This window comes from Acidaminococcus sp. AM33-14BH, from assembly GCF_003603525.1.
Classification (GTDB): Bacteria; Bacillota; Negativicutes; order Acidaminococcales; family Acidaminococcaceae; genus Acidaminococcus; species Acidaminococcus intestini.
Map to the genome: position 1 here is coordinate 1 of NZ_QTNG01000003.1, position 12,952 is coordinate 12,952.

Annotated in this window: 12 protein-coding genes and 1 tRNA gene; all 13 read left to right on the forward strand. The window is 51.2% G+C overall.

Annotation, left to right across the window (positions count from 1 at the left end; all coding sequences use genetic code 11):
- Nucleotides 1-354: 354 nt before the first annotated feature.
- The 13 genes from DW817_RS02680 (at nucleotide 355) to DW817_RS02740 (ending at nucleotide 12,904) form a co-directional block, all read left to right on the forward strand.
- On the forward strand, nucleotides 355-921 hold the full coding sequence (locus DW817_RS02680; protein ID WP_120110896.1) for a TMEM175 family protein: 567 nt from the start codon (nucleotides 355-357) through the stop codon (nucleotides 919-921).
- Between the two features lie 125 nt (nucleotides 922-1,046).
- Nucleotides 1,047-1,958 (forward strand): LysR family transcriptional regulator, encoded by a 912-nt coding sequence (locus DW817_RS02685; RefSeq protein ID WP_014128654.1) that lies wholly within the window; start codon nucleotides 1,047-1,049, stop codon nucleotides 1,956-1,958.
- 91 nt (nucleotides 1,959-2,049) lie between these two features.
- Complete coding sequence (locus tag DW817_RS02690) at nucleotides 2,050-3,051, forward strand: alpha/beta hydrolase (protein ID WP_120110899.1); 1,002 nt, start codon at nucleotides 2,050-2,052, stop codon at nucleotides 3,049-3,051.
- Between the two features lie 20 nt (nucleotides 3,052-3,071).
- Nucleotides 3,072-4,070, forward strand: coding sequence for an aldo/keto reductase (locus tag DW817_RS02695; protein ID WP_120110903.1), 999 nt, complete (start codon nucleotides 3,072-3,074; stop codon nucleotides 4,068-4,070).
- Nucleotides 4,071-4,109: 39 nt separating this feature from the next.
- Nucleotides 4,110-4,667: a flavin reductase family protein gene (locus tag DW817_RS02700; protein ID WP_009016145.1), complete on the forward strand. Its 558-nt coding sequence runs from the start codon at nucleotides 4,110-4,112 to the stop codon at nucleotides 4,665-4,667.
- A complete protein-coding gene (locus tag DW817_RS02705; RefSeq protein WP_009016146.1) occupies nucleotides 4,664-5,386 on the forward strand; it encodes a dihydrofolate reductase family protein in 723 nt (240 codons plus the stop codon). The genes DW817_RS02700 and DW817_RS02705 overlap by 4 nt, the downstream gene beginning before the upstream one ends.
- A gap of 11 nt (nucleotides 5,387-5,397) precedes the next feature.
- Complete coding sequence (locus tag DW817_RS02710) at nucleotides 5,398-6,471, forward strand: alpha/beta fold hydrolase (RefSeq protein ID WP_009016147.1); 1,074 nt, start codon at nucleotides 5,398-5,400, stop codon at nucleotides 6,469-6,471.
- 321 nt (nucleotides 6,472-6,792) lie between these two features.
- A complete protein-coding gene (locus DW817_RS02715) occupies nucleotides 6,793-7,977 on the forward strand; it encodes an MFS transporter (protein WP_120110907.1) in 1,185 nt (394 codons plus the stop codon).
- 167 nt (nucleotides 7,978-8,144) lie between these two features.
- Nucleotides 8,145-9,455, forward strand: a complete 1,311-nt coding sequence (locus tag DW817_RS02720) for an aminopeptidase C (RefSeq protein ID WP_016459494.1) — start codon at nucleotides 8,145-8,147, stop codon at nucleotides 9,453-9,455.
- 67 nt (nucleotides 9,456-9,522) lie between these two features.
- Nucleotides 9,523-9,613 (forward strand) — tRNA-Ser (locus DW817_RS02725).
- A gap of 1,076 nt (nucleotides 9,614-10,689) precedes the next feature.
- Entirely contained in the window at nucleotides 10,690-11,556 is an 867-nt protein-coding gene (gene nudC / locus DW817_RS02730) for an NAD(+) diphosphatase (protein ID WP_120110911.1), read from the forward strand.
- Between the two features lie 77 nt (nucleotides 11,557-11,633).
- Nucleotides 11,634-12,338, forward strand: coding sequence for a DUF134 domain-containing protein (locus DW817_RS02735; protein WP_021737227.1), 705 nt, complete (start codon nucleotides 11,634-11,636; stop codon nucleotides 12,336-12,338).
- Nucleotides 12,339-12,415: 77 nt separating this feature from the next.
- A complete protein-coding gene (locus DW817_RS02740) occupies nucleotides 12,416-12,904 on the forward strand; it encodes an N-acetyltransferase (RefSeq protein ID WP_009016152.1) in 489 nt (162 codons plus the stop codon).
- The last annotated feature ends 48 nt before the right edge of the window (nucleotides 12,905-12,952 follow it).

Here is a 12,952-nt window from a genome sequence, read left to right on the forward strand (position 1 = left end):
ACACGCATCTGGACGGTCACTTTAGCGCCCCAAAATAAATTATAGAACCACTTTTTCGATTGGGAGCTCTTTAGATTACGTTCATATCAGTATTTATTAGACTTAGAGCTGAGTATTGTGACCAGCGCGTACCGCCGTTTACTCTTTTGCTTCACCGTCTTTTCCCTTCCGGTCTTTTAGCATCACAGCAATACAGCTTTTTCCTCAGTATCTTTCGCTCGACAGCTAGATCCGCCGGATCGAAACAGCTTTTCAGGGCTGATGCCCTGAAAAGACAGCCTGACAGCCCACTTTAAATCACTGTCTTTTTCCTGTATAATACCCTTATCATCATCTCACTCTTTAGGAGGAAACATGCCTAAAAATAGACTGGAAGCGTTCAGTGACGGCGTCCTTGCCATCATCATCACCATCATGGTCCTTGCCATGGAGGCGCCGGAAGGAAAATCTTGGCGCGATCTTGGCGCCGTTATTCCGACGTTCATTGGCTACATTATCAGCTATACCTATGTTGGGATTTACTGGGTGAATCATCACCGACTGCTCCAGTCCGTGGAGACCATCAAGGGTCGAAGCCTGTGGGCCAATCTTTTGTGGATGTTTTTTGTGTCCCTCATTCCTTTTGCTACGGCCTGGGCTTCTAATACAGGATTTGCCGCTGTACCCGTTTCTCTTTATGGTGGGGTCCTTTTCCTTACGGCCATCGCTTATCAAGCCCTTGATATGACCATCCGTCACGCCAAAGGACAAATGGACAGCCTTTGGACGGTGGCGACGGGGGACAGACGGAACCTTCTCACGGTCACAAGCTATGCCATTACGGTGCCGCTTGCCTACATCTATGTTCCTGCGGTCTATTTGATTTATGTTCTGACAGCCTTTTTATGGATCTTTCCTGAAGTAGAAGGCCACGCTTCTTGAAACCCTGCTTGTCAGGCCCTTTGCTTTCTCAATCAGTGAGGAGGTAAGGGGCTTTTCTTGACGCGGTACGGTCCTCATTGTATCATGAAAGGAAGTAGAAACCGGTAAGAAGGGAGGATCCCATCTTGTATGATCCGCGTCTTGAGACATTTTTGTGCGTTGCCGACAATGGCAGTTTCAATAAAGCGGCCGAAGTTTTATACATTTCTCCGCCTGCTGTCATCAAACAGATCAATGGCCTTGAAAAAAGCTTGGGCTTTTCGCTTTTTCTACGGACTCACCGCGGTCTTTTTCTCACCGCAGCAGGGGCCTCCCTTGCCGAAGATGCCCGTTACGTCATTCAGTACAGCAAGGATTCCATCGTCCGGGCCCGGAGGGCCATGGAGCAGGGGGCAGAGACCATCCGCATCGGGTCTTCGCCCATGACGCCGGCCCAGGTCCTTGTGGATTTGATGCCTCAGTTGCAGGACTTTGATCAAAGAATCAAATTCCAGGTCATTCCTTTTGAAAACACGCCGGAAAACGCGCGGGAAATCTTGTCTCATTTAGGACGCAATATTGATGTTGTGGCGGGGATTTTTGACGAAACGATGCTGCGCCTGCGGAGATGCCAGGGTTTTGAACTTAAAAGGACCCCCCTTTGCTGTGCCCTTTCCCTGCATCATCCCTTGGCGAGAAAGGACTTTCTCACCGTAGAGGACCTTCATGGCGAGGCGCTCATGCTCATTCGGGAAGGGTGGAACCATTATGTGGATGAACTGCGTCACGATCTCATGGACGGGCATCCTGAAATCAAATTGATAGACTTTGATTTTTATGATACGGAAGCCTTTAACGAATGTGACCGGAAGAACGCCCTCCTTATGGCCGTTCCTCAGTGGGAAGCTGTTCATCCTCTTCTTAAGATCCTTCCTGTGAGGTGGGACTACACGGTCCCTTATGGGCTCCTTTACGGGCATAAGCCTTCGGCGCCAGTAAAGCGCTTTTTGCACGCCCTTGCGCAGATAACGGAAAGGTTTACTAAAAACGAGCTTTAACGAAAAGGTTCATACTGCAAAGCGAAACGAGACTTCTGTGGAGGTCTCGCTTTTCTTATAATGGGGACATAAGCGAAAAGGAGGATCCCCTATGAAGATAACCTTTGGCATCCTTGCCCTTTCGGCACTCCTGCTCTTTGGTTCCGGCTGCGGGGACATGCAGGCGAGCCAAGCGCCGCAAAAAGAGCAGACCATAGAGGAAAGGAACACGACGATGAACGGACATTTCACGCAAAAGACGCCCATCAAAGAGGTTATGGAATCGCCTGTTTTTAAACCTTACGGGCGGCTCCTTTTCCCCGTTCATACAGGCTACTGGAACGGTCACACCTTGGAAGACCTCCGACTCATTTGGTACTGTCACATCGACCCCAAGGAGACGACAGCCATTGTCAATGACCTTTGGGAGCGGGCGCAGCAAAAAGAAACGGTATTTTATGATATCTACAGCGTTGCCGAAAAGGCGGCGGACCCCCGCAAAAAGGACACGGGCCTTTTTTTCTTCAAAGGCCGGAAAGGGGCTCCTTTTGCCGTTGTGAACGCTGGCGGCGGCTTTATCTATGTGGGCGCCATGCACGATAGTTTTCCCCATGCTTATGAGCTTTCTAAACGGGGCTATAACGCCTTTGCCCTCATCTACCGGCCGGGCGCGCAAACGGCCTGCGAAGACCTGGCGCGGGCCATCAGCTTCATCTTTGCCCATGCGGATGAACTGGGCGTTGATACCAAGGACTATTCCCTTTGGGGCGGTTCGGCAGGGGCCCGCATGGCGGCCTACCTTGGCTCTTACGGGCCCGCAGCTTTTGGCGGGAATGACCTGCCTCGTCCAGGGGCTGTCATCATGGAGTACACGGGCCATTCGGATTACACCAAAAATGACCCGCCAACCTTTGCCGTGGTTGGTGACGATGATGGCATCGCCAATTGGCGCGTTATGCAGCGCCGGTTGGAAATCCTAAGCAATCTTGGCATTCCCACGGAATTCCATCATTATCCCGGCCTTGGCCATGGCTTTGGTCTTGGCACCGGAACGGCGTCAGAAGGCTGGTTTGATAAGGCCGTTGCCTTCTGGGAAGCACAAATGAAAAAATAACCGAGGAGGAAAGAATCATCATGAAAAAAAGGATGCTTGGAAAAGACCTTGAAGTTTCTGCCATCGGTCTTGGCTGTATGGGCATGAGCCATGCTTATGGCGCGCCTAGTGACCGCAAGGAAATGACGGAACTGATTGCGCGCGCCGTCGAGCTTGGCTGCACATTTTTTGACACGGCTGAATCCTACGGCACGGAAGAAAACCCTCACGACAATGAAGAACTTTTGGGGATTGCTTTAAAGCCCTATCGCAGCAAGGTGAAGATTGCCACGAAGTTTGGCATCAGTTTTGACTGGGACGCACCGTCCGTCAATAAACCGCTCATCGTCGATTCTTGTCCGGAAACGATCCGCAAAAGCGTGGAAGGCTCCCTAAAACGGCTTCAGACGGACCATATCGACCTGTACTACCAGCACCGCGTCGACCCCAAGATTCCTATTGAGGAAGTGGCGGGAACGGTGAAGGACCTTATTGATGAGGGAAAGATTACCCATTGGGGCCTTTCCGAAGTGGACGAAGAAACGCTGCGTCGGGCCCACAAGGTCTGCCCGGTGACGGCCATCCAGAACCGCTATTCCATGATGGCCCGCTGGTATGAATCTCTTTTCCCCGTCTTGGAGGAACTGGGCGTGGGCTTTGTTGCTTTTTCGCCTCTTGCAAACGGCTTTTTGACGGCGGCCTACAAAAAGGGCACGGCCTTTACGGAAAAAGGCGATTACCGCTCCGTCATGCCCCAATTTTCCAGTGAAGGGCAGGCTGAAAATGCAGGCCTCGTAGCCCTTCTCGAAAAGATCGCCCGCGAAAAAAACGCCACGCCGGCCCAGGTTTCCCTTGCCTGGATGCTAGAGAAAAAGCCCTATATTGTGCCCATTCCAGGGACGCGGAAGTGCAGCCGTCTCGAAGAAAACTTGGGCGCTGCAGCCCTTAGATTTACGCCGGAAGAACTGGCGTCCCTTGACGGAGAGCTGCGCCATACGAAAATGTCTGCGGTTTTTGGCGGTACGGCCATCAAAAAATAAATCGGTATGATTCACTAAGTGACAATAGGAGGCACTATTATGCGTAAAAATCTTGGAACGAAACCTTTCTTTTATCCACTGCCCGTCCTCATCATTGGTTCCTACGATGAAAAGGGGAAGCCGGACCTTATGAACGCCGCTTGGGGCGGACTTTATGAAGCAGATAAGGTGATCTTGAGCCTTAGCCAAAGTCATCAGACAACGGAAAACATCAAGGTAAAGAAAGCCTTTACCATCAGCTTTGCTGATAAGGCACATCTTGTTTCCGCTGATTACGTGGGCCTTGTGTCAGCAAAAAATGAACCAAAGAAAGTGGAAAAATCGGGCTTCCACGTTGTAAAAAGTGAATTTGTCGACGCCCCCCTTGTAATAGATCTCCCCGTTGCCCTTGAGTGCACCCTCATTAAGGTGAACGAAGACGGAAGCCTTATTGGCAAGATTGAAAATGTAAGCATCGATGAAAGTGCCCTTGATGTTGAGGGAAACCTTGATATGACGCGGTTCGCGCCCCTTTCCTTTGAACCTTTCCATCGTACCTATCACGTCCTTGGCGAAAAAGTCGGCACGGCTTTTAAGGATGGGGGCGAACTGAAATGACGGAGAAACCTTTTGTGGTCTGCCATATGCTGACAAGCCTCAACGGCAAGATCGATGGGGCCTTCTTTGATAATCCGGCGGCTGGACCTGGCCTTGACCGCACGGGTAAGATCCGCAGCGGCTACCATTGTGACGCCATTGTTTTTGGCGCGGTGACCATGGAAGCCTTCTGCGAGGGAAAACTTAATGAGGCAGTCCTTGCAGGTAAAAAGGACCTTCCCAAAAAGGATTGGGTGAGCCCGGAAGTGGCAGATAATGAGGGCTTTCAGGTGGTCCTCGATCCCCTGGGAAGGCTTGCCTACCATCGGCCTTTCCTGCAGCGCGGTACAGGGCCCCGTCAGCACATCATTGAAGTGGTGTCGGAAAAAGTCTCCGGCGCTTATCTTTCCTATCTCCGGGAAGTGGGCGTCTCCTATATTGTAGCCGGCGAGGATAGCCTTAAAGGCTCCGTCATCCTGCAAAAACTAGCGGACCTTTTTGGTATTTCCCGCATTGCCTTAAGCGGCGGCGGCCTCACGAACGGCACCTTCCTGCGGGAGGGCCTTATTGATGAACTGAGTCTTGTCATCGTTCCCGTCGCGGAAATGGAAAAGGGGGCAACCTCTTTTGAAGCCATGGATGGGGCGCCCCTTTTGAAGAACCCGGCCTTTATCTTAAAGGGTGTGGAAGTCCTTGCAAAAGATGCGCTGTGGATCCGCTATGAGCGGGTAAATGGATAAGGAGGGTAGGGATGAAAAAGAGGCAATTTCTTGCAGCGGCCCTTTTTAGTGCGGCCGTGATGACTTTTGGCACGGTTTCTTTCGGAGAAGCGGCAGAATCCCTTCAGATCAAGGAACAAGGCATCTTTTCTGCCGGCGGGACCGTGCTCCATTCTCCGGGAACCTTTGACATCAGTCACTACTATACGTCGCGGGAAGGGTCCACGGCCCATGTGGACCACGCCAATGTCCTTTATGAAGTGCCCCAAAAGGAAACGGGCCTTCCCATGGTCTTTCTCCATGGCTATGGTCAGTCCCGCACGGGATGGATGGCGACGCCGGACGGCAAGCCGGGCTGGGCGGATTTCTTTTTGCGCCACGGTCACAGTGTGTACCTTATTGATGAACCGCGCCGTGGTGAGGCAGGGGCAACAGGGAAGGCGGGCACCATGACGACGACCCCTAGTGACCAGACTTGGTATACGCAGTTTCGCATCGGTACCTACAAAAATGGCGCCTTTACATATAATAAGGACTCCAAGTTCCCCAAAGGAGAAGCGGCCCTGAACCAGTTCTTCCGGCAGATGACACCGGATACGGGCATGGATAACGCCGCCGGTGAGCAGGCCATTGATACGGATGTTGTCGCAAAGGCCGTCGCTGCTGCCATTGATGAAATCTACGACCGGACGGGGAAAAAGTCCATCCTCGTGACCCATTCCCAGGGCGGCGGACCGGGCTGGGAAACGGTACGCTACACGCCTCATGTAGCGGCCATTGTCGCCATTGAACCGGGCGGCGCTGCAGCGCCTGGCAGTGCGGCTTATAAAGCCATGGCAGAGCAAAAAATCCCTGTCACCTTCTATTATGGGGACTATATTGGAAATGACCTTCCTGACATTCCCGCAGCTGCTATGTGGCAGCGCATGGCAGAAACGGCCGATACATTTACAGCGGCCTATGAAAAAGAAGGACTTACGAGTACGGTCGTCCATTTGCCCAAGCTCGGCATCAAAGGAAACTCTCATTTTATGTTCGAAGAAGCAAATCGTGACGAGATTGCAGAATTGCTTGAGAAGTGGCTTCAAACGTACGCCGCAAAATGAATTTCATAAGTAGCAGAGCAGGGAACCTAAGGCGGATTAAATACATTTAGTCTTTTTTTACCCTGGGAATGCCGCGGGAAAGCCCATGGAAAGAAAAATCTTTCGAGAAAAAATTGTAGTCACTACGGAGAAAAAAGTGGCACTTTTAGTAAAAATGGTGTAGTATAGCCTAGTAATCCACTTGGCTAATGGCTTACCCTAGATAGGGACAGCACGTTCCGTTCCTATCCAGTTACATCAAGCTGCGGGACGGCAGGTCTTCCTTGCGGGCATGGTGCACCAAAGGAACCGATCCGTCCGTTTTTTCAAAGGAAGATTATCATGCGTACTTCGATTCCTGTTTCATCCCTTTACCCTTTGCTGGGCCTCTCTGCTTCCGCCTTTTTGTTCAATACGTCGGAATTTATGCCCATTGGCTTGCTCCTTGATATTTCCCAATCCTTCGGCATGTCGCCGGGCCACACGGGCATCATGATCACGCTCTACGCCTGGTTTGTAGGGTTCCTTTCCCTGCCCCTCATGCTGGCAACGTGCCGCATGGCACCGAAACGGCTCCTCCTTTTTACCATGGCCCTTTTTGTCATAGGTCAGGCGGGCTCCGGTCTTGCCGTCAATTTCCCCATGCTCGTCGCCTTCCGCATTGTCGTCGCCTGTGCCCATTCGATCTTTTGGGCCATTGTGGGCCCGTTGGCAACGCAGATTGTGCCGCGGGGGCATCAGCCTTTTGCCCTTTCCATGGTCGCAACGGGTACATCCATTGCCATGATCTTGGGGCTCCCCTTGGGGCGGCTCATTGGTCTTGCCCTTGGGTGGCGCATGACCTTCCTGTTCCTTTCCTTTGTTTCCCTATTGGACATGGCCTATCTGTGGCGTATCTTCCCTGTGCTGACGCAAGGGGCGCCCTTTACGCTCCATGACCTGCCCGGCCTTTTGCGAAATCCCATTGTCATGGGTGTGTCCTTCCTGGCCCTTCTGTATGCAGGATCCTATTTCACGGTCTACAGCTACATCGAGCCCTTTCTTGAAACGGTGGCCCATTTCTCGGCCCAAGGCATTACGTGGACACTTGTCTTCCTTGGTGTCTGCGGCATCGGCGGCAGTGCTGTCTTTTCCCGCTTTTATGAAGCGCGCCGCCAGCCCGTATTTTACTTTGAACTGGGGGCCCTTCTTGCGGTCATGGTGCTCTTTTTGCCGGCAGCGTCCTTCCGCCCGACTATGCTCCTTTGCTGCATGGTCTTTGGCATGATCTTTACCATGTTCGGGACCACTATGCAGGCCGAACTCATCCGTGGCTGCCCCCAAGCGGCAGCGCCTGTTGCCATGGCTATTTATTCGGGCATTTTCAACGTGGGGATTGCAAGCGGCACCTGGCTTGGTGGACACCTTGTTTCAAGGGACCTGCTGTCCTACATCGGCTTTGCCGGTGCCGTCCTTGCTGTAGGTGCGACCCTTGTTGCCCTGTGCTTTTACGTGCCGAAAATAAAGGCAGGAAGCGGGCAGCCTTAACTTCATCATAGAACCCGGAGCAGGGGAGACGCCCTGCTTCGGGATTTTTGTTATGTAACGGCAACTAAACGGTGCAATTTGTGCGCTGAGCCAAAATATTGACCTCCTTCATATGGTATAATAGGATAGCAGCCTTAAAACAAAGGAATGCAGAAAGGATGAATCCCATGAAAGAACTGACCCCCGACCTTCTTCAGGAGTTTAGCCGGTCCTATGCCCAAAAAGACGGGGCACAGACCCTTCATACAATGCTTTATAAAACCGATATGGCGGACCTTTCCTACGTGCCGCTTAAAGGGGCGGCCCTTAAAGGCGCTTTTTCCGTGGAAGTAAAGACCCGCGGCATTACGGCCCAGGAACAGTCCGGTCGATGCTGGCTGTTTGCGGCCCTAAACATCCTCCGCGAAAAGGTGGCGGAAAAATGCAAGCTTGATGAATTTGAGCTTTCTCAGAACTACCTTTCTTTTTATGATAAGCTGGAAAAATCCAATAACGTTCTGCAGATGGTCATCGACCATGCCCATGAACCCATTAAGGGGGAGCTCATGCAGTATGTGCTCCAGGGCGTTGCCGATGGAGGATACTGGTGCGAAGCCGTTGATCTCGTGGAAAAATACGGTGTTGTCCCCAAACAGGTCCAGCCGGAAACGTACCAGTCAAGTCATACGGCTCGCTTTGTGAGCACCATCAATCGCCTTGTGCGCAAAGACGCCTGGGAACTGCGGGAACTCGTTCTTGCCGGAAAGGATCCTTATGCCCGTAAGAAGGAAATGATGCAGGAAATCTACGATGCCCAGTGCATTGCTTTTGGTGAACCGGTCCAGACCTTTGATTTTTCCTATCGAGACAAGGACAAGGTCTATCATGAGGAACGGAATCTGACGCCTCTTGATTTTTATCATCAATATGTCGAAGGTTCGCTCCGGGATTACGTAGCCATTGTCAATGAACCGACGGAGATCATGCCTCTTAATAAACCCATCCAGTTCCATGGAGTGGAAAACATGGTGGGCCGCGATATGCTGGCACTTAATTTGCCGCAAAAAGAGATGGAAGCGCTCTGCGTCAAACAGCTTGAAGCTGGAGATGCCATTTGGTTTGCCTGCGATGCTGGGGCTTATGGAGCGCGGAAGGAAGGCGTTTGGGATCCTGAGAGCGTTTGCTGCGAGGCCCTTTTGGGCGGATTTTCAACAGCTATGCCCAAAGGCAGGCGCCTCGAGTATAACAGCAGTTCGGCAACGCATGCCATGATCCTTGTAGGCGTTCATTTTGATGAGACAGGTGTGCCCGACCGCTGGAAAATTGAAAATTCCTGGGGCAAGGATGTAGGCGACGGCGGTTATTTCGTCTGTTCCGAGAAATATTTCGAGGACTTTGTATACGAAGCCGTTATCCATAAAAAGCACTTGACGGAAGCACAGCGCAAGATGCTTGAAGAAGAACCGGTCATCATCAATGCTTGGGATGAGGATCACTGAAAAATTCTAAAATGTTCTTGACATTCCCCTAAAAATTGTGTAAGATATCACAGTCAGCTGTTTTAACGGAGTGGTACTCAAGTGGCTGAAGAGGACGGTTTGCTAAATCGTTAGGAGGGTTAAACCTCGCCAGGGTTCAAATCCCTGCCACTCCGCCATATTGGATGATAAGCCTTCAGGAGCAATCCTGAAGGCTTTTTTAGTTTTTACTCAGCCCAAAAATTGGGCTGAGTTGATGTAGACGTGAGCTCATTGCTTTAAGTAAAGATGAATCTAAAGCAATAGGCTCATGACCTATCGTAAGATGGACCATCTCACGATTTACGATAGATGACGCCTGGGCGCTTCCCCTCCTAACCTTTTGTCGTCACCTCCAGCGCCCAGCTCATCAGGCAAGAAGCTTTTTTCAGCCTATGGACCTATACGCGGCCATCTGCGTTGTCGCCAACGACCTCAATCGCCTCGACGTATCGGCCTCTGGCCGCAAGGAAACTCGCGCGTCGCCGATTTGTTTTTGGTGGCGCCGCTTCGGAGAACCTTTGCGCAACAGATTCCGCGTCGCTGCGCTAGCGGATTGCTGGTGTCTCAGGTCCGCCGTCGTCGATGAGGCCGGGTGCTCCTAGCATCCGACTACGTCTAGGCCATATGTGAAAAAAGCAAATGAAAATAAAAAAGACCAAAGGAGCAACGACAAATCGTGTTCCTACGGGACTGGGCGGACCGCTACGGTCTTTTGCCTTAGAATTTCTTTGTATTTGCCTTACAAGCTCCTCCTTCCGACAAGAAACGTACCCTTCGACAACACAATTGACGCATAGCGCCAATCCGCTCCCTTTCGGTGGAGGGTGAGGAGCGCGGCGACGTTACATTACGAGCGGTAAGCGAAGAACATTTTTCGATGGTTCAAGGCTGCCTTAAGGCATGGCCTTAGCCGTGCCGGCAGACCGCAAAACCCTGTTATCGAAAAATTTGGTTGGCGCCCAGTACCGCAGGGACATGGTTTGGCGTCGGCATCACGGTCTTTCTCCTTATGGTCTTTTAGTATCAAAGTACCCCAGCGTCACAGTACCATAGCCTTTTCCATGCAATCCTTCGCTCGACAGTGAGAGCCGCAGGCTCGAGACAGCCATTCAGGGCCCATGCCTGAATAGACAGCTTGATAGCCGCCTTCCAAATTTCCTTCTTTTCATGTATCATAAGCATGTATCTGATTTCAATGTAAAGGAGAATCCTTATGCTGCAGGATATTGATCAAGGTCTTTTCCGTAATGAATATATGCCGGTGCCACCCCAGAAAGAAGACATTGTCTTTTCCTTTGATGGCGGCAAGACCCTTCTTCGGGAAGGCGAGGAAGGAATCGAGGTACCCCTTGTTGGGTCGCTAAAGGAGGCAGAGCTTCCCCATTTGCAGTATCTTTTTCGCATTGGGGAACGGTCTTATTACCTTTGGATGGGGAAGGAGCCGCTTCAGAAGGCGCGCTTTTCCTATGAAATCGTCCGCAAATTCCGCTTGGCCTGTCCTCAGGCCCTCTGCTTTGCGGGAGAGACGGCCTATCATCTGTACCGCTGGTACCGGGACAATCGGTTCTGCGGAGTCTGCGGCCATGAGATGGTCCATGATACAGTAGAACGGGCCATGCGCTGCCCCAGCTGTGAGCATGTGGTCTATCCTAAGATTATGCCTGCCGTTATTGTCGGCGTCATCCACGAGGGAAAGCTTCTTACAAGCCGCTATGCCGGCCGGGCTTATGGCGGTCTCGCCCTTATTGCCGGTTTTGTTGAAATTGGTGAGACCGGTGAAGACACGGTGCGCCGGGAAGTTATGGAAGAGGTGGGCCTTAAAGTAAAGAACATCACCTACTTTGCTACCCAGCCCTGGGGCTTTGAATCAGATCTGCTCTTGGGGTACTTCTGTGAAGTCGATGGGGATCCGACCATCCATGTGGATCACAGGGAGCTTGCCACAGCAGAATGGATGGATGCGGAGATGCTCCAAAAAGAGGAACTTCAAACCATTACCCTAACGGCAACGATGATGGATACCTTTCGTAAAGGCCTCTATCCACCTAAAAATAAACTCTTTCGTCAAGGGAAGGAGTAATCACCATTATTTTTGACAAATGTCAGAAATAATGGTATTATATGACATATGTCAGAAAAAGAAAAGGAGGCCCATGCATGGGCAGAACGAAACGGAGCCGCAGGGTAGGGACTTATCCCGAGTGGAATAGCTTTGTCCCCGAAGAAGGGGAGCACCCAGAGACAGTCTTTCTTTCCATCGAGGAATTTGAGACCATCCGTCTTATCGATTATGAACATTTGACGCAACAGGCTTGTGCTGACAATATGCAGGTTGCGCGGACAACGGTGACGGATATGTACGACCATGCCCGTTTCATCCTTGCTGACTGTCTTATAAGCGGCAAGAAACTTGTCATTGCCGGAGGCCACTACAAGCTCAAGGAAACCGCTTTACGAGGCAATGATTTTGTAAAACAGAAAGGACTTGATATTATGCGTGTTGCTGTTCCCTATGAAGAAGGTTCCGTGTTCCAGCATTTTGGCCGGACGGAAACCTTTAAAGTCTACGATATTGATCACGGTGCTATTGTCTCGTCCGCCCTTCTGTCCACGATGGGCCAGGGCCATGGCGCGCTGAGCGGCTTTCTGCGGGAAGCCGGTGTGGATACGGTCCTTTGCGGCGGTATCGGTGAAGGCGCAAGACAGGCCTTGGGCGCGGAAAAAATCAACTTTTATACCGGCGTGACCGGTTTATGTGACGACGCTGCCGCGGCTTTTTTAGCGGGGAATCTTGTGTATTCAAATGAGCCACGTGCCTGCGACCATCATGACCACCATGAGGTCGGCTGTCATCACAGGTAAGATCAATGGAGCAGGGAGCACCCGAGTCTTTCAGGTGCTCTTTTTTTGTGGCACCTTTTGAGAAAAAGGAGTTCATCATGGATTACCATATTCGTCCCCTGGAAAAACGGGATTATACGCTGCTGCCCGATTTTCTATATGAAACAATTTATGTTCCCAAAGGACGGAAGAAGCCGTCCAAAAAGATCCTAAATATGCCCGAACTGCGACTTTATACCCATGGGTTTGGGCAAAAAGCTTCTGATTTTGGTTTTGCAGCGGAGTGGAAGCATCATGTGATTGGCACGGTATGGGCCCGCATCATGAAAGATTATTCCCATATCAATAAGGAAATTCCTTCCCTTGTCCTTTCCATCAGTGCGTCCCATAGGGGCAAAGGATTGGGCACTAGGCTTCTGACAAAACTCATGAAAGAGGCAAAGCTCATTGGCTATCCGGCCCTTTCCCTTTCGGTCCAGGTCTCGAATCCGGCACGGTTTCTCTACAAAAAACTGGGCTTTGAATCTCTGACTGTCGTCAAAGGGGAAACGGAGGAAGAAATCGTTATGGTGAAGGAATTTTCTTAAAGTCTGTGGACGCTCTCCTTTTCATTTCGTATAATAAAAGGGTATGAA